Below are 16,666 nucleotides of genomic sequence, written 5' to 3'. Positions count from 1 at the left end.
GTTTGTCATCACACCCATTGACCTGTCCTGCGACGCCCCGGCGCGCCCCTTCAGAACCAGGTCACCGGCCGGACCTGATTGGCCAGATCCACCAGTGCATACCGGTGCCGGGCGAAGGGGGCCTGGCGGGCCTGCTGCCGCAGGGTGTAGGCCAGGCCGTAACGCAGCCCCCGCTGAGTGAAGGGGTACTCGAAGAGGTCATTGGGGGAGGCCGCTGACTCCACCCCGGCATCCCGGAGGAAGTTCAGACCCGCGGACATCACGGCGATCTTGATCTGCAGGAAACGGGGCTCGTTGGTGGGGATCTCCTCCAGACGGCGTGCCGCCCGCCGGATCCGGGACTCGGTGAGGGTGCCGGAGATCAGCTGGAGGATCGTCGTCAGCTGGGCCATACGGTGGTGTCGTGAGGCCTGCGGAACCCGGTCGAGTGCGGCGACGGCCATCTCGATCTGCCCCTCCGCCATCAACTGCCGGGCCAGACCGAAAGCCGAGGACACCGTCGTCGGGTTCGTCGCCCACACCAGACCGTAGAGGCCGATGGTGTTGAAACGCAGGACAGCCGGATCCTGGGTGATGTGGGTCCACTCCGGATTGAACTCTGCGAAGACATCGGCGTCAACGGCCTCCAGGTTGGTGCTCAGCAGGGAGGCGGAGCGGGAGACCTTGTCGGGCAGCAGGGCGGCGTGGTGGTGGCCCAGCTGCTGGAGGATCAGCTCGTCGACGGCGGCCAACGCCAGTTTGGGTGCGGCCTCACCGGGCAGGATGTTCAGGACCTCGGCGAAATGCTGCTGGGCGGGGGTGTAGTCGTCGAGAAGCAGGGCGGTCACGCCCGAGTACCACTGGAAACGCCAGTCATGGCCGAGAGCGTCCTCCAGGGAACTCAACCACGTGCGGGCCTGGCCGGTGAAACCCAGGTCCAGCATGGCACGCACCACACCCAGGGGGATCTCGGCCGAGTGTTCGTACTCACTGGTTTTCATCGCCTGGCGCAGGGTCTCCAGTGCCTCCTGGGGCTCCGTGTAGGAGGAACCCGAGAGCATGGGGGCACCGACGTCGGTGCGGTCGATCAGCGGGGCCGGCAGCGCCGAGACCACCTCAGGGGCGGTGATGCGCACCGTGCGGTCAATGCCGTCGATGAGCTGGTCGGTGCGGAAGACGAGGTGCTTGGTGCCGAAGGTGGTGCGCTGCGGGGAGAACAGGGAGTGCTGCGCCGGGTACTGCATGCCGGAACGCACGGCGATGACCTCCCGCAGGACGCCGTGGAGCTGGGTGGACAGCTCGTCGATGTCCCGGAAGCGCCGGGCCGGGTCCACGGCGGTGCAGCGCTGCAGCAGCCGGTAGAAACTCAGGTGCTTGCGGAACAGCGGCTCCTCACCCGGGTCGGGGAGGCCAGGCAGGTACACCCCGGAAGCATCCTTCGGCAGGTGCACCGTCAGCGAGGCGAGGGCACGGCCGACGGTGTAGATGTCGCTGGCCACCGACGGGCCCTGCGCCCCGACCTCCGGGGCCTGGAAACCCTGCGTGCCGTAGATGAAACCGTAGGCCCCGATACCGGAGACCGCACCCAGGTCGATGAGCTTGACCTGGTCCTCGGTGACAACGATGTTGTCCGGCTTGAGGTCGTTGTAGACCACCCCACGGGAGTGGAGGTAGTCGAGGGCGGGCAGGATCTCGATGATGTAGGCCATTGCCAGATCGATCGGCAGGACGCCGTTCTCCTGCTCGTTGCGGCGGGCCCGCAGGGAGGGCCCGCCCACGTACTCCATGACGATGAAGCCGCCGGGGACACGGGGGTCGTCGATGAAGTTGTAGATCTTCACGATGCCGGGGTGGGTGATGTCCGAGAGGAAGTCGCGTTCGGCGACCGCGGCCCCCTGCTCATCGGAGGACTTCTCCGACTGCAGACCTTTGAGCACGACGAGCCTGCCGGAGACGAAGTGGTCGTTGGCCAGGTAGATCCACCCCATGCCGCCGTGGGCGATGACCCCGAGGATCTCGTACTGACCTGCCACCATGTCACCGGTTCTCAGCTGCGGGGCGGGCACCCCCTGGGCCTCCGCCTCGGCTGGATCGCGCAGCGCGTCCTCGGGGCGGGTGGGTACGACAAAGGGCAGGTCGACCATGCCGTCGGCGACGGTCCGGTCGCCCCGCTCCGCACCGCGCCGCTGCCGGAAGGTCGACAGCGCCAGCTGGCGGGCCCGGGCGGAGGTGTCGTCCCGCTTCTGCGCCGCCGTCGGTTCCGTCCCCGGCCCGGCCGCCGCGACCGTACCGACGGTGCCGATCGGCCCGGCCGGCCCCGTGACCGTTGCCTGGGTGTGTGCCTCGTGCTGCTCACGAAGGTGGCCCAGGTCCTCCAACAGGGCGGAGATGCCGGGATCGATGTCGTCATCCTCGTCGGCGAAAGGATCGAAGTGGACCGCCTGGGTGCCGGCGGGCCCCTCGGGCTCCGGCAGGTCCTCCGGGAATTCGAGGTCGGGGTTGTTCACGGTGTCGTCTCCTGGGGGGCCGGTTCAGGGCGGTAGGACAGGGGCGGGGGCCCGGACGTGGCGAGGTAGACGGCGAACCACCGGTCGTAGAGCCGCCACCAGGTGCCGTCGGAGCGGATCCTCTCGATGGTGGAGTTGACCTGGCGGATCAGCCCGGAGGAGTCGTAGTCCTCATCCGGGATGGGCATGGCCACCGCATAGGACTCGGAGGCCAGGGACTCTCCGACAATGTTCGTGTAGGGGTCCTGGGCGGCGATGCCCGACAGGACGGTGTCGTCGGAGAGGATCGCATCGGCCTGGTACTGCTGGAGCGCCACGAGGCAGTCCGCCCAGCTGCGGGTCTTGAGGATCCGGGACTGTGGGGCATACATCCGTACTTTCTCCAGGGCGGTGGAGTCCCGGGTGACGCACACGGTGCGGCCCGGCAGCTGGGCCACGCCCTCGATGTCGGAATTGTGCATCACCAGCAGCCGGGAGTCGGTGGTCAGGTAGGGGGAGGAGAATGCCACCTCCTGCTGCCGGGTGCGGGTGACGGTGGTCGTGCGGATGATCATGTCGACCTCGTGGTTCTGCACCGAGTGGACGCTCGAGGAGGACTCCACGAAGCGGAAGTCGACCCGGTCGGGGTCACCGAAGATGTCACGGGCGATCTCCCGGGCGAGGTCCACCTCGAAACCCTGCAGTTCACCGCTGACCCCGTCCCGGTAGCTCAGCAGATTCTGGGACTGGTCGACGCCCACGATGATGCGGCCGCGCTCCATGATCCGGGGGATGGTCTCCTCCAGGTCGACCTCGCCTTCGAGGGGGCGCAGGGAACCGGCCACATCCCAGGTGTTGATCTCGCGCGGTTCCTCCTCCCCGGGCTCCTCCACCAGCACGCCGGCCGGCAGCGGCGGACCGTAGGCGTGCGCAATGGGCCGCGGCGCCTGCACCGGCTCCGAGGTGGCGGAGGCATCCGACAGATCCAGCGTGGGCAGGGAGCAGCCGGCCAGCGCGAGCGTGGCCACGAGGGCGGGGAGGAGGCGGCGCATCACAGGTACTCCTGCAGTCGGGGACGCACGCCGATCCACACCGCGACAATCGCCAGGACGGACAGCAGCAGCACGGCGGTGGAGACGAGCTGGGTGGCGGCCAGGCCGTCGTTGATGAAGGCGCGCATGGAGGAACGGGCATCGGCGATGAGACGGGAGAGTGCCCCGTCGAGCCGGTCATAGGCTGCCGCGGAGGTGGCGGGGGAGCCTGGCACGAGTGTCGTGGTGGTTGCCAGCCGCACGGCCTCCGGGTAGTTGCCGTTGTTCATCGCGTGGGTGAACCGCTCATGGGCCGCTGACCAGTCCGCCAGCGCCGTCCGGGCCTCGACGATCTGTGCCCGGTTGGCCCCCGAGGCGTTGGGGTTGTGCCCCTCGGACTGCTCGAAATCATCGAGGGCGACGGTGACGGCCTCGACCGTGGCCCCGAAGGAGACGTTGGAGTCCTCCACCGACTGGCGGCGCACCAGCGCGAGGGTCTCGGAGGTGCGGGCCTGCTGCGCCTGGATACGGGACGCGGTCAACGAATCCCAGGGCATGGAGGCCTCCTCGAAGCCGCGGGTGCCCGCCTGCCAGGTGCCGAAGTTGGAGGCGGAGACCCACACGATCGCCACCAGCATGAGCGCCGTCGCGGTGAGGAAGCCGCGGTTGAGTCTGCGCCGGGTCATCCGCCACAGCAGCCACTGGGCGATGACGAGGAAGAATACGGCCGCGAGCAACCCGGACAGGGGCACCCACTGCGGCCGGGTGAGGTCGCTCTGCTGGTTGCGGACCTCACTGGAGGTGAGCGTGAACAGGCGGGCGGCGGCCGGCAGGATCTCATCGCGCATCAGGGAGGAGGCCTCCGCCATGTAAGCCACGGCGACCGGGTTGCCCAACCGGTTGTTGGTGCGCGCCGTCTCCACCAGACCGGTGTACACGGGTATCTGCCGTTCGATGTCCGCGATGAGCTGGAGGGTGTCGCGGTCGGAGAAGGAGATGCCGGCGGCTGTTTCCGTGGCGGAGAGCATCGCCCGGTCGATGGCGGCGTTGTAGCGGGCCCGGGTGCCGGCGGACTCCACACCCGCCTGCACGAAGCCGGTGGTGGCGATCGTGTCCGCCAGCGACAGCGAGGTGTAGAGGTTGTGGGCGGCGTAGCTCATCGGTTCGGTGGTGGTGAGCAGGACGTCGAGCTCCGACTGGCGTTGCGAGGAGGACTGGGACATCGAGTAGCCGGCCGCGAAGATCGCCATCGAGAGTACGACGGTGATGCCCACCAGCTTGCCGGGGGTGGTGACCAGGAAGGCGAAGACACGGCGGAACCACAGGTAGGGCACCGCGAAGGTGTCCATGACGCGGGAGGTCACACCGCGGCGGTGCTGCTCATCGCCGGAGGTGACCTCGTCGAGCCAGTGGTCCCGGGTGTCCTCGGGGACGTCCGCCCCGTCATCCTCGACGACGTCCTTCCGGTTGGAACGGGAGGCCCCGGCGGCGCGCTCGCGCAGGCGTGTTCGACGGTAGTGCAGCAACGTGCCCGCCGGGCCGGAGAGGACTCCCCCCGTGGCACGCTCAGATCCGACCCCTCTGTCTGGCTGCTCTGGATCGGGGGTCTCCGTCGCGCCGGTCATTACCACATGATAACCCGCCTGGTGTGTCCTGCGCCATGAGCCTGCACCCGCGCGCCACCTCCCGGACTGTGCCCCTCAGGCCGACTACGCTCTACAGGTATGAACGGTGACGGAAACGGCTGGGCTGCAGGTCCCGGCGGAGTTCGGGTGTGGGGACGTCATGGCGCCGCCGGCCTGATGCTGCTGGCCGGTGACGACGATCCGCTGGTGCTCATGCAGCACCGCGCGGTGTGGACGAACAACGGTGGTACCTGGGCATTGCCGGGTGGGGCGCGGGACTCCCACGAGTCGATGGCGGAGGCCGCGGTGCGCGAGGCGGTGGAGGAGTGCTCCATAGAACCCTCCCTGGTCGAGGTGCTGGAGGAACACGTCACCGCCGGACCCTACCCCGGGGATCCGCAGCAGCCGGAGCTGGCTGAGGGTTGGACGTACACCACCGTCATCGCCCGCACCACCACCGGAGCACCGTTGAAGACGTTCGGCAACGAAGAATCCCTCGAGCTGCAGTGGGTGCCCCTGTCCCGGGTGGGGGAGCTGCCCCTGATGCCCGCTTTCGCGGAGGCACTCCCCGGACTCGCTCAGGCAATTCACAGGCTGCACTGCTGAGTCCTGTGGCAGGGTGGACGTCATGATCCACGTTGCAGGTCTGACCAAGGACTACGGTCCGGTCCGTGCGGTCGAGGACCTCACCTTCAGGGTGCAACCGGGTATCGTCACCGGCTTCCTCGGCCCCAACGGTGCCGGTAAATCGACGACGATGCGGATGATCGTCGGCCTCGACACACCCACCTCCGGTACCGCGCTCGTCAATTCCCGTCCCTACCGCGAGCTGCCCCGCCCCCTGACCGTCGTCGGTTCGCTTCTCGACGCGAAGTCGGTCCACCCCAACCGCAGCGCCGCGAACCACCTGAGGTGGCTCGCGCAGTCCAACGGCATCCCCCAGAAGCGTGTCGACGAGGTCCTCGGGCTCGTCGGCCTGGCCGGGGTGGCCCGGAAGCGGACGGGTGGTTTCTCCCTCGGCATGGGACAGCGTCTCGGCCTGGCGGGGGCCCTGCTGGGTGACCCGAGGATCCTGGTGCTGGACGAACCTGTCAACGGCCTCGACCCCGAGGGCATCCGCTGGGTCCGTGACCTGCTCAAGGCCTTGGCCGCCGAGGGACGCACGGTGCTCATCTCCTCCCACCTGCTCTCCGAGATGGCGCTGACCGCGGACCGGCTCATCGTCATCGGGCGGGGTCGCCTGGTGGCGGACACGACGACAGCGGAATTCATCCGCGAGCACTCGGCCTCCACAGTGGTGGTGCGCAGCGAACGGCTCGATGAGTTCGCCGCGCACCTCACCCGCGCCGGGCTGGAACCGGTGCCCGCCGCGGGGCAGGCCCTGGAGGTGCCGGACGCCACGACCGAGCAGGTCGGCGAGCTGGCCTTCACCGGGGGTTTCCGGCTGTATGAGTTGTCGATGCGGCAGGCGTCGCTGGAGGAGGCGTTCATGGATTCCACGGGAACTGCCGTGCAGTACCAGGCCCGGGGACCGGAGAGGTCGGCGAAGTAGAAGATGTTCCTCAACACGCTGGCTGCGGAGTTCACCAAACTGCGCACGACGGCCTCATTCTGGTGGACCACCGCATTATTCATCGGCCTGGCCCTCGGCTGGGCGGCGCTGACCGGTTCCACGACCATGGAGGCGGACGGTGGTTTCCCCACCCTGTGGGCCTCCTCGACGGTGGCGGCGGTGTACCTCATCGGTTTCCCCGTACTCATGATCCAGTCGATCATGCTGGTGACCACCGAATACCGCTACCAGCTGCAGTCGGCGACCTTCCTGGCCACACCCCGCCGGTGGACCGTGGCCCTGGCGAAGCTGCTGCTGTACGCGGCTTTTGCGGCGGCCCTGACCTTCCTCGTGGTGGTCGCGGCATTCTTCATTGCGAAGACCCTCGCCCCGCCGTCAGCGGCGGCGATGTTCGAGCCGCTGCAGGACCCCGCAGCGCAGGAGATCATGTGGGTCTACCCCGCGGCGGCGGCGATGATCGTCATGTTCAGCCAGGGGGTGGCCCTGCTCCTGCGGCAGACCGCCGGCACGGTGGCGCTCATGCTCATCTGGTTCATGGGCCTGGAGCAGATCTTCCGTCTCGTGCCCAAGGTGGGCCACGATATCGTCCGCTACCTGCCCTTCCAGAATCTCGACGCCTTCGTCAACGACTTCGCGCTGGATGGGGTTGCGTGGGACGTCAAGGGTTCCGGTGCCTTCTTCCTGGCCTGGGCGGTGGTGGCCTGGGTGGCGGGTGTGGTGGTGCTCCAGCGCCGCGACGCTTAGATCCTGCTGGTGCGGCCGGCGGGGCTCAGCTCAGGAACGTGTAGATCAGGATGACCACTGCCGGGATGAGGAAGTAACCCAGCAGCATGGCGGTGGCGGCGTAGGAGTAGCCGCGCGCGGCCAGTCGGCCGGAGAGCTCGGCCAGACGGATGAGCCATTCACGCAGGGGACGGATGAGCAGGACAAGCAGCGTGCCCGTGGTGTTGAACGTGACGTGCACCAGTCCGGCCTGGACTGCATAGGGACCCAGGGAACCCGGGACAGCGAGGGCGGTGATCAGTGCCATGAGGGTGGTGCCCACGTTGGCGCCGAGGGTGAGGGTGAGGATCTCGCGCAGCTTCAGCGATTTCGACACCGCGAAGGGCAGCAGCGAGGACACCGTGATCGAGGAGGCCTGGACGGCTGCCGTGCCCACCGTCCCGGAGAACACCCCGAGCGCATCGGAGGCACCGGAGGAGCGTTCCAGCAGGGTGCGGGTGGCGGCGGCGGTGAGGACGGACAGCTGGGCGTTGAGGATGCGCACCGCCGTGAGAACCAGCACCACGCCGAGCACGATACCGGCCACCGCTGCGACGTAGGGGGAGAGGAGGGATCCGAGGAGGCCATCGGTGCCGATGGCGCCGATGAGCGGGGAGAAGATGGTGAACAGGCCCCGGCTGGTTCCGGTGGTGCCCTCGGCGAGCAGGGAGTCGGCCACCAGGTTCGTGAAGCGCTGCAGCGGATGGAAGAGCAGCTCCAGGGGGAAGATGAGGCAGACGAAGGTGAGGTTGAACCACGTGTGCAGCGAGGCGGAGGTGAAGGCCCGGCGGAAGTTGGCGCGGTCGCCGACGTAACTGAAGGCGACCAGGGAGGCGGTGACCGTTGTGCCGATGTTCGCGCCCAGGATGATCGGGATCGCCACGGGGACCGAGACGGCGCCGGTACCCACGGCCGCGACGGTCAGCGTGGTCACGGTCGTCGAGGACTGGATGGCGGCGGTGGCGAGGATGCCGATGAGCAGACCGATGAAGGGGTTGGTGGCCAGTTCGAAGAGCCTGGCCACGGTGCCGGTACTCAGTCCCTGGGCGCCGTCGAGGATGAGGTAGATCGCCGTGATCATCATCAGGACAGCACCGGCGACCCCCGCCCAGCGCACGGCGGCACCGAAGGTGGAGAGTGCGACGAAGTCCCGCTCAGCGGGGATCTTGCGGGGGTTGATGAAGTGCTGCGTGCCGGGCAGGGGGATGGGACGGGTACGTCCAGCGGTCATGCCTCACCCCTTAACTTTCCGGACATCTTCAGGACAGCGCACGTACACCTGAATCTATCACCAGTGGTCGTTTTTCACGATTGACCGTCATTGGAGGGCGGATGTCAGTTTCATGACGTTGTCCAGGTACCGCCGGGCGAAGCTCCGGTCGTTCCACTCCTCCAGCGACAGCTGCCGGGAGACAGCCAGGTAGGCCTGGGCGAGTTCATCGAGCTGCACCAGCAGGTTGCCCTCCGTGATCATCAGGGTCGACTCGTAGTTGAGGCCGAAGCTGCGCATGTCCATGTTCGAGGAGCCGACGGTGCCGATGGAGCTGCCCTCCATCCCCGGATCGGCGAGGATGAACTTCGAGTGCAGCACGTAGGGGGCGGGGAAGAAGTGGATGCGCACGCCCGCCTCCAGCAGGGTCTGGTAGTAGGAGGACTGCGCGTGGTGGACCATGAACTGGTCCGACTGCTCGGAGACCAGCAGGTCCACCTGCACCCCGCGGTAGCAGGCGGAGGTCACAGCCTCCAGCAGGGACTCGTCCGGGATGAAATAGGGCGAGCACAGGACCAGGCGGTGCCGGGCCAGGTGCAGGATGGAGTTGAACATCCGGAGGTTGGGTTCGGTGGTGTAGCCCGGGCCGGAGGGGACCAGCTGCACGATGTTGAGGTTGTCCTCCGGGCCGGCGCTGTCCGGCCCCTCCAGGGGTGGGGAGACGTCGAGCATCTCGTTGGTCTCCGTGTACCAGTCCACCGCGAACACGAAGGCCATGGACGCGACCACCGGCCCGGTCAGCTCGACCATCACGTCGATCCACTGCCGACCGGCCCTGATATTGCCCCGGACAAGGTAGGAACGGTCGATCATGTTGATTGACCCCATGAAGGCCACCCGCTCGTCGATGATGAGCAGTTTCCGGTGGTTGCGCAGGTCCGGCCGACGGAAGCGCAGCCGCCACGGCTTCACGGGCAGCATCAGTCGCCAGTCCACCCCGATCCCGGTGAGGCGGCGGCCCAGCCTGAGGTAGCCGGGGTACTTCATCGAACCGATCTGGTCGAAGAGGTACCGGACCTTCACCCCGCGCTGCACCGCGCGTTCCAGCGCGCGGAAGAACACATCCGTCGTGTCATCCCAGGCGGTGATGTAGATCTCCACGTGGACGTGGCTCTCGGCCTCGTCCACCGCCTGCGCCATCCTCCGGATGGTCTCGTCGTAGTCACCGAGGACGCCGTGGTTGTATCCCGTGACGGCCGGCAGGTTGGTCAGGCGCCGGTTGAGCCGGGTGATCGACTGGACCGCCGGCCGCAGGTCCGCCCCCGCCGGCCAGTCCGGGACGTCCGACTGGACGTCCTCGACCATGACGTTCGCCTCCTGCTGGATACGGTGGCGGCGCCGGTTGATGTAGGGCGAACCCATGAGCAGGAACAGTGGCAGGCCGACGAAGGGCAGCAGGAGAATCGCCAGCAGCCACGCCGTCGAGGAACTCGGCCTCCTGCCCTCCGGTACGAGGCCGATGGCGAGGATCTTGATCGTGTAGTCGATGATCAGGCCGACGAGCTGCCAGCCGCTGAGGTCGAGGGCCAGGTTCACGGCGGCTAACGGACCTCGTCGAAGTTCGGCTCATCCACGTAGTCGACGACTACCGGTGCGTGGTCGGAGGCACCCTTGCCGGCGCGCTCCTCGATGTCCACGAAAGCCCGCTGCGCGAGTTTCGCCAGTGTCGGGGTGGCCAGCTGGAAGTCGATGCGCATGCCCTGGCCCCGCTGAAAGCGCAGCCCCTTGTAGTCCCAGTACGTGAAGCGCTCACGGCTGAGCGGGCGGGTGACCTCGACGAGTCCGGTGTCGAGCAGGCCCTCGAAGACGACCCGCTCGGCCTCCGTCACGTGGGTCTTGCCGTCGAAGAAGGAGATGTCCCACACGTCCTCGTCCAGCGGGGCGATATTGAAGTCGCCCAGATAGACGGTCTGCTGGTGGGGGTCGCGGCGCAGGGAATTCTCGGCATGGAAGCCGAGGTTGTACAGCCAGCGCAGCTTGTAGTCATAGTGCGGGTCGGCGATCTCCCGGCCGTTGGGCACGTAGAGGCTCCAGACGCGTACCCCGCCGCAGGTCGCCCCGATGGCGCGGGATTCCACGACCTGCGGATTGTTCGGGTCCTTGTCGAAGCCGGGCTGTCCGGGAAACTGCTTCTCGACGTCCGCGATCCCCACCCGGGAGATGATCGCCACGCCGTTCCACTGGTTGCTGCCCTCATGGGCGACCTCGTAACCGGCCGCGTGGAAGCGCTCATACGGGAACTGTTCGTCAGAGCATTTCGTCTCCTGGACCGCCAGCACATCCACATCGTGGCGGGTGAGGAAATCCACGATCCGGTCGGCGCGGGTGCGCACAGAGTTGACGTTCCAGTTGACGATCCGCATGCCGTACACACTACCTGCGCTGCACGGATGCGGGGGCCGGTGGTGCGGGGATCAGTCGTCGGCGGCGTTGAACATCCAGACGACACCGAACTGGTCGGTCACCTGCCCGTAGTAGTCGCCCCACGGGGCCTTCTCGAAGGCCATGGTGACCTTACCGCCGCCAGCGGTGAGGCGGACGATGTAATCCCTGGCCTCGGCGACCTTGTCGAACTGGAGGAGGAAGGAATACACATCCGAGGTCAGGTCCGGTGCGTCCGGGCCCATGGCATCCCCGCCGGCGAGGTACACGGTCCCGGAGCTGAGGGTGGCGTGGGCGACGGCACCGGCCGGGGGCTCGAAGGGAAGCTCCATGTCCGGCATGTCGTCGTAGGTCATGATGTCGAGTTCACCGCCGAATACCTCGTGGTAGAAACGGAGGGCCTCGGTGGCGTTGCCGGGGAAACTGATGTTGGGGCTGAACTGCATGGTCATGTGGGGCTCCCGGGATAGGGGTGGAGCGGCAGTTGGTGTCGCACATCACAGTTTAGGGCCCTGGCGGGTGCGGTGCCAGGGGCGCCGGGGCAGCTGCCGGACGGGCCCTCCGCATCCGGGGCCACGGGGCGGATCCTCAGTCCGGCATCCGCGCGTAGCGGTGCCGGTGGTGCTCGATGAAACCGAGCTTGGCGTAGAGGGCGCGGCCGGCGGTGTTGGTGGCGATGACCTGCAGGTAGGCGTCGGTCGCCCCGTTGGCGGCGCCCCAGCTGAGCATCTCGGCCCCGAGTCGGGTGCCCAGACCGCGGCGTCGATAGGCGGCGGCGACCTCGACGGCGGAATATCCCAGCCACAGCCGGTCATCCTCCGAGGGAGTCAGTGTGCCGCGGGTGATGGCCACCGTCTCCCCTGCCGGGGTGCACAGGCGGCCGAAGCCCATGCGGCCGTCGATCTGGCCGCGCAGCAGCTCCAGCGCATGGACGGGCAGGGGGCGGCCGCGGAAGTTGTAGAGCGCGAGCCAGTCCTCATCAGGCTGGTCGTCGACGGAGAAGACCAGCCCCGGGTCCTGTTCCGGGGCGGGCAGATCCCCGAGGGAACGGGTCATCACGATGATCTCTGGGCCGAGTTCCCAGCCCCCGGCCTCCACGAGCTTCTCCGCCGGACGTCCGATACGTTCCGGGATGAGCACCTTCACCGGCAGGCCGTGGCGCCGGTAGAAAGCGGCGATCTCCTCGAGGGGCAGGGGGGCGAAACCAGCGGAACGGCCCAGGGGTGCGGCGGAGTTGGAGCGTTCCGTGATGCCGTCACCGGCCCGCATGAGCCACTGGCCGTCGGTGGTCCAGGTGTGTTCGATGCCGGGGAAGGCCTTGGCCGTGGCGACCTCGACGGCGCGGATATCCGAGTTGCGGATGGTCCGTGGCGAGAGCCGCTTGACCACCTGCACCAGCTCGGCGGGGATCTCCACCGCGGGCGCCGAGGAGGGCAGGCCGCCGACGGACTGGGGTCGGACGGTCAGGGGATCGGTGGACAGGACGTGGCCGATGACGTCGGTGTAGTGGCCTGGGGTGCCGGGGAGCCGCCGCCGGACGACCACGCGGTCGCCGATGTCCACCTCGTCGGATCGGAAGATACCCATCTAGTGCCCGAAGGGGTCCTCGTCCTCGCCGGGCAGCCACGTCAGGCCGGGGACGGTCCAACCGTTGGCCTTGATGGTCTTCTTCGCCTGGCGGCGGAAGCGGCCGATGAGGACGTCGGTGTAGAGGAAGCCGTCGAGGTGGCCGACCTCGTGCTGGAGGCAGCGGGCGAAGAAACCGGTGCTCTCGACCTCGATCTGGTTGCCTTCGGCGTCGAGACCGGTGACCTTCGCCCAGTCGGCGCGGGGGGTGGGCCAGCCCTCGCCGGGGACGGAGAGGCAGCCCTCGTCCTCGGAACCGTCGTCGGAGGGCATGGTCTCCGGGACCTCGGAGGTCTCCAGGACGGGGTTGATCACGCAGCCCCGGTGGCGGACGTTGTCGTCGTCGGGGCAGTCGTAGACGAACAGGCGCAGATCGACACCGATCTGGTTGGCGGCCAGGCCGACGCCGTTGGCGGCGTCCATCGTCTCGTACATGTCCGCGATGAGGGTCTGGATCTCTTCGCTGGGGATGTCGGCGGGGTCGAGGGGGCGGGTGGGGTTGTGCAGCACGGGGTCGCCGTGGATCACAATCGGGCGGATCGTCATGGAATATAGTTTAGGCATGCCCGAACTCAGCGACGCCGACGCCCGCCTCCTCGCTTTCGAGGAAGAGGCGCCCCGCTCCGCGGGTGTGAAGGAGGAGTTGATCCGCCGGGAACTGGGGATGAGTCCGGTGCGTTATTACCAGCGCCTCAATCTGCTCATCGATGTCCCCGCCGCCATGGCTTCCCATCCCGTCCTGACCGCCCGTCTGCGGCGGATCCGCGACAGGCGGGCGGAGGAACGTCAGCGCGCTGCCGGTGAAGAAGAAAGCTAGAGTGACTACTGTGACGAATGTGAATCCGGAGAATCAGCCCACCGCCACCGAATCGGAACCGGGCACCGAAGGCACCGAGGGCACCGCCTCGAGACTGCCCCTGCGTGGCCTGGCCATGGTCCTCATCGCCGTGGCTGCCCTCCTGGCGATGTGGGGCCTCTACGCCACCACCCAGGGCAACGACTCCACCGACACCGCCGCCCAGGTCACCACCGAAGCACCCGCCACCGCGGCGGCGACCGCCCCAGAGGAGGGGGAGGCCGCAGCCGGGGAGGACCCGGAGCAGGGGGCGGCGGAGGAAGGGGCCACCGGTGAGGAGGCAGCTGTCGAGGATGAACGCGACGAAGAGGTACGTGAGGAGCGGTCACAGCCGGCCCCGCGCGGTGGGGGCGTGGCGGCTGAGCCGCAGCGTCTCCACGTGCTCAACAACTCGCTGGTACCCAACCTGGCCGCCGATGTTGCCGGCACCCTCGACGGTGAGGGCTACCGCCTCGGCGAGGTGGGCAATCTGTCGGACCTGATCCTCCCGGAGACCACCGTCTTCTTCCAGCCGGGCAACGCGGACACGGAGAAACGCGCCCGCGAGCTGGCTGACCGGGTCCGCGGTGTCGCCCGCGAATACGACCCGGCGCTGCCGGAGGGCACCGACGGCCGCAATGACCTCACGCTCGTCCTCGTCGACCAGGTGGCACTCTGATGGCCGTCGAACCAATCCCTTTCGCGCGTTCGCCGCAGCCCACCCTCGGCGTTGAGTGGGAGATCGCGCTGGTCGACCCGGAGACCCGTGACCTCGCACCGAAAGCCGAGGAGATCATCGACCTGGTCAAGGCCGCCCACCCTGAGGTGCACCTGGAGAAGGAATTCCTCCAGAACACCGTCGAGCTGGTCACCGGCGTGCACGGGACGGTCCCGGCGGCCATCACCGAACTCTCCCATGATCTGGCCTGCGTGAAGGAGGCCGCCGACCAGCTGGGCCTGCGCCTGTGGGCCTCCGGCTCGCACCCCTTCTCGGATTTCCGGAAGAACCCCGTCTCCGCGAAGATGACCTACGCGGAGATCATCAACCGCACCCGCTACTGGGGCCAGCAGATGCTCATCTGGGGCATCCACGTCCACGTGGGCATCCGGCACGAGGACCGGGTGTGGCCGATCATCAACGCCCTGATGACGAAGTACCCCCACCTGCTGGCGCTGACCGCCTCCTCACCGGGTTGGGACGGGCTGGACACCGGCTACGCCTCCAACCGCACCATGCTCTACCAGCAGCTGCCCACCGCCGGCATGCCCTACCAGTTCACCTCCTGGGCGGACTGGGAGTCCTACATGCACGACCAGGGCATCTCCGGCGTGATCAACCACACCGGGTCGATGCACTTCGACATCCGGCCGGCCTCCCGCTGGGGCACCATCGAGGTGCGTGTCTCCGACGCCACCTCCAACCTGCGGGAACTGGCGGCGGTGGTCGCGCTGACGCACTGCCTGGTGGTCCACTACGACCGGATGATCGACCGCGGTGAGGAGCTGCCCATCCTGCAGCCCTGGCACGTGGCCGAGAACAAATGGCGCGCTGCCCGCTACGGCCTGGAGGCCCTGGTGATCACCTCCCGTGACACCGATGAGCGCTGGGTGACCCAGGAACTGGCGGAGCTCATCGATGAGCTCACCCCCCTGGCCGAGGAACTCGGTTGCCTGGCGGAGCTCAACCTCGTCCCGGAGATCCTGGAGCGCGGCGCCGGTTATCAGCGCCAGCGCCGGGTGTTCCAGCAGACCGGCGACTGGAAGGCCGTCATTGACGCCACCTGCGACGAGATGGAGGAACTGACCCCCGATGCCTGACATCGTTCTGCTGCATCCGGCCGGGCTGATGCCGGACACGTGGACCGGTGTGGTGCGCGCCCTGCCCTCGGGCTGGAAAGCCTGGCTGCCCAACCTGGGGTCCGGTTCCCCGGTCGAGCAGCGTCTCGCGGCCGAGCAGTACCTCGACCGGCAGGAGCTGCGGAAGGTGGTGCTGGTCGGCCAGGGCACGGGGGCGCTGGTGGCGGCGGGCATCGCAAAGGAACAGCCCCACCGCGTCAGCCACGTCGTGCTCGCCGGCCTGCCCCGGCCGGAGGAGACGCACGTCAGGGCGGTGAAACTCCTGCCGCGCTTCCTGCTGCGCCGCCGTGGTGTGGACAAGGACGCGCTCGTGGAATCGGTGGCGGCCGCCCGTGACCTCGATGTCGCGGCGATCACCGCACCGACGCTGCTTCTCGACGACACCGACCACCGCACCGACCCCGCCGGCTTCGTCGCCCGGATCGCCGCCTTCCTGGCGGAACACCCCGCCTGAGGGGCTCTGGAGAAGGGTCCGCCCGAAGCGCCGGAAAATGTCACGTCAACAAATGCATTTTTCACCATAGAACCAGGTGGTCGAGGCTCAGATAATTCGTTGACGTGATATTTTCCGACAGTGCCCGCCTAGCGGCGGCGCAGGGAGCGTTCGGTGGGGGCGTCGTTACGCGACATGTCCTCGGCCGCGCCGTAGAGACCCTCACGGCGCGAGACACGTCCCAGCCGCTGGGCGGTGACGGGCGAGGTGATGCCCGCGAAGACGACCAGCAGGACAAGTACCCCGAGGTCCGCGCGTTCGTCGATACCGAAGGACGGGGAACCGGTGACCTTGAGCAGGGCACCGAGGATCGTCAGGATCAGCCCCGTGGTCTGGGGTTTGGTGATCGCATGGATGCGCGACATCGTGTCCTTGAAGCGCACCACACCGACGGCGGCGGAGAACACCAGGAAGGCCCCGACGAGGATGAGGATCAGGGAGGTGACGTCAGCGAACAGTTGGTAGGTCAATCTAGGAACCGTCCCTCTTGCGGAAGCGGGCGACGGACACGGAGGCGATGAAGCCGAGCAGCGCGATGACGAGCATGGCGTTGACGACGGTGGTGTCCAGCGTCCAGACGATGTAGGTGGCCAGGGCACACTGCAGCATGGCGATGAAGCCGTCGAAGCTGAGCATCCGGTCCATGGAGTTGGGTCCCTTGAGGATGCCCCAGATGATGATGATGAAGGACAGGGCGAAGAATCCCGCCGGGATCAGCAGCAGTGAGTTGTAGAGTGCGGCGTCCAT

18 protein-coding genes are annotated in these 16,666 nt (G+C 67.7%); 7 read left to right on the top strand and 11 right to left on the bottom strand.

Annotation, left to right across the window (positions count from 1 at the left end; translation table 11 throughout):
* Nucleotides 1–50: 50 nt before the first annotated feature.
* Genes NYP18_RS08565 through NYP18_RS08555 form a run of 3 tightly spaced genes read right to left on the bottom strand, consistent with a single transcriptional unit; the run spans nucleotide 51 to nucleotide 5,121 of the window.
* Complete coding sequence (locus NYP18_RS08565; RefSeq protein ID WP_259427776.1) at nucleotides 51–2,486, bottom strand: serine/threonine protein kinase; 2,436 nt, start codon at nucleotides 2,484–2,486, stop codon at nucleotides 51–53.
* On the bottom strand, nucleotides 2,483–3,517 hold the full coding sequence (locus NYP18_RS08560; RefSeq protein WP_259427775.1) for a transporter substrate-binding domain-containing protein: 1,035 nt from the start codon (nucleotides 3,515–3,517) through the stop codon (nucleotides 2,483–2,485). Before NYP18_RS08560 ends, NYP18_RS08565 begins: the two co-directional genes overlap by 4 nt.
* On the bottom strand, nucleotides 3,517–5,121 hold the full coding sequence (locus tag NYP18_RS08555; RefSeq protein WP_259427774.1) for a GlnX family signal transduction membrane protein: 1,605 nt from the start codon (nucleotides 5,119–5,121) through the stop codon (nucleotides 3,517–3,519). The genes NYP18_RS08560 and NYP18_RS08555 overlap by 1 nt, the downstream gene beginning before the upstream one ends.
* A 99-nt stretch (nucleotides 5,122–5,220) precedes the next feature.
* Between NYP18_RS08555 and NYP18_RS08550 the strand changes: the two genes are divergently transcribed.
* From NYP18_RS08550 to NYP18_RS08540, 3 genes are read left to right on the top strand one after another with little or no spacing between them, the layout of a single operon-like run.
* Nucleotides 5,221–5,727, top strand: coding sequence for an NUDIX domain-containing protein (locus NYP18_RS08550; RefSeq protein ID WP_259427773.1), 507 nt, complete (start codon nucleotides 5,221–5,223; stop codon nucleotides 5,725–5,727).
* A 22-nt stretch (nucleotides 5,728–5,749) separates the two neighbouring features.
* Complete coding sequence (locus tag NYP18_RS08545; protein WP_259427772.1) at nucleotides 5,750–6,673, top strand: ABC transporter ATP-binding protein; 924 nt, start codon at nucleotides 5,750–5,752, stop codon at nucleotides 6,671–6,673.
* Nucleotides 6,674–6,676: 3 nt separating this feature from the next.
* Nucleotides 6,677–7,438: a multidrug ABC transporter permease gene (locus tag NYP18_RS08540; protein WP_259427771.1), complete on the top strand. Its 762-nt coding sequence runs from the start codon at nucleotides 6,677–6,679 to the stop codon at nucleotides 7,436–7,438.
* 25 nt (nucleotides 7,439–7,463) lie between these two features.
* Here NYP18_RS08540 and NYP18_RS08535 read toward each other — a convergent pair whose 3' ends face one another.
* The 6 genes from NYP18_RS08535 to NYP18_RS08510 all read right to left on the bottom strand — a co-directional run bounded on the left by NYP18_RS08535 (nucleotide 7,464) and on the right by NYP18_RS08510 (nucleotide 13,280).
* Nucleotides 7,464–8,687 carry a Na/Pi symporter gene (locus NYP18_RS08535; RefSeq protein WP_259427770.1) on the bottom strand — a complete coding sequence of 408 codons (1,224 nt, stop codon included), beginning with the start codon at nucleotides 8,685–8,687 and terminating at the stop codon, nucleotides 7,464–7,466.
* 87 nt (nucleotides 8,688–8,774) lie between these two features.
* Nucleotides 8,775–10,262, bottom strand: coding sequence for a cardiolipin synthase (cls, locus tag NYP18_RS08530; protein ID WP_259427769.1), 1,488 nt, complete (start codon nucleotides 10,260–10,262; stop codon nucleotides 8,775–8,777).
* A gap of 5 nt (nucleotides 10,263–10,267) precedes the next feature.
* Nucleotides 10,268–11,089, bottom strand: a complete 822-nt coding sequence (locus NYP18_RS08525; protein WP_259427768.1) for an exodeoxyribonuclease III — start codon at nucleotides 11,087–11,089, stop codon at nucleotides 10,268–10,270.
* Between the two features lie 51 nt (nucleotides 11,090–11,140).
* Nucleotides 11,141–11,560: a VOC family protein gene (locus NYP18_RS08520; protein ID WP_259427767.1), complete on the bottom strand. Its 420-nt coding sequence runs from the start codon at nucleotides 11,558–11,560 to the stop codon at nucleotides 11,141–11,143.
* Nucleotides 11,561–11,696: 136 nt separating this feature from the next.
* Nucleotides 11,697–12,695: an N-acetylglutamate synthase, CG3035 family gene (locus tag NYP18_RS08515; protein ID WP_259427766.1), complete on the bottom strand. Its 999-nt coding sequence runs from the start codon at nucleotides 12,693–12,695 to the stop codon at nucleotides 11,697–11,699.
* The gene (locus NYP18_RS08510; RefSeq protein WP_259427765.1) at nucleotides 12,696–13,280 is read right to left on the bottom strand and encodes a peptide deformylase; all 585 of its coding nucleotides are present in this window, start codon (nucleotides 13,278–13,280) and stop codon (nucleotides 12,696–12,698) included.
* Here NYP18_RS08510 and NYP18_RS08505 point away from each other — a divergent pair.
* Genes NYP18_RS08505 through NYP18_RS08490 form a run of 4 tightly spaced genes read left to right on the top strand, consistent with a single transcriptional unit; the run spans nucleotide 13,279 to nucleotide 15,880 of the window.
* Nucleotides 13,279–13,551, top strand: a complete 273-nt coding sequence (locus NYP18_RS08505) for a DUF3263 domain-containing protein (protein ID WP_259427764.1) — start codon at nucleotides 13,279–13,281, stop codon at nucleotides 13,549–13,551. The genes NYP18_RS08510 and NYP18_RS08505 overlap by 2 nt on opposite strands.
* A gap of 10 nt (nucleotides 13,552–13,561) precedes the next feature.
* Nucleotides 13,562–14,248, top strand: a complete 687-nt coding sequence (locus NYP18_RS08500) for a LytR C-terminal domain-containing protein (RefSeq protein ID WP_259427763.1) — start codon at nucleotides 13,562–13,564, stop codon at nucleotides 14,246–14,248.
* A complete protein-coding gene (locus tag NYP18_RS08495; protein WP_259427762.1) occupies nucleotides 14,248–15,387 on the top strand; it encodes a glutamate--cysteine ligase in 1,140 nt (379 codons plus the stop codon). The genes NYP18_RS08500 and NYP18_RS08495 overlap by 1 nt, the downstream gene beginning before the upstream one ends.
* Complete coding sequence (locus NYP18_RS08490) at nucleotides 15,380–15,880, top strand: alpha/beta fold hydrolase (RefSeq protein ID WP_259427761.1); 501 nt, start codon at nucleotides 15,380–15,382, stop codon at nucleotides 15,878–15,880. Before NYP18_RS08495 ends, NYP18_RS08490 begins: the two co-directional genes overlap by 8 nt.
* Nucleotides 15,881–16,008: 128 nt before the next feature.
* Here NYP18_RS08490 and mnhG read toward each other — a convergent pair whose 3' ends face one another.
* Complete coding sequence (gene mnhG, locus NYP18_RS08485) at nucleotides 16,009–16,389, bottom strand: monovalent cation/H(+) antiporter subunit G (RefSeq protein WP_259427760.1); 381 nt, start codon at nucleotides 16,387–16,389, stop codon at nucleotides 16,009–16,011.
* Nucleotide 16,390: 1 nt separating this feature from the next.
* Nucleotides 16,391–16,666, bottom strand: coding sequence for a monovalent cation/H+ antiporter complex subunit F (locus NYP18_RS08480; RefSeq protein WP_259427759.1), 276 nt, complete (start codon nucleotides 16,664–16,666; stop codon nucleotides 16,391–16,393).

The organism is Corynebacterium lemuris (assembly GCF_024919295.1).
Classification (GTDB): Bacteria; Actinomycetota; Actinomycetes; order Mycobacteriales; family Mycobacteriaceae; genus Corynebacterium; species Corynebacterium lemuris.
Note: the sequence above shows the minus strand (reverse complement) of the source record. Positions and strands in the feature narration are given on the sequence as shown.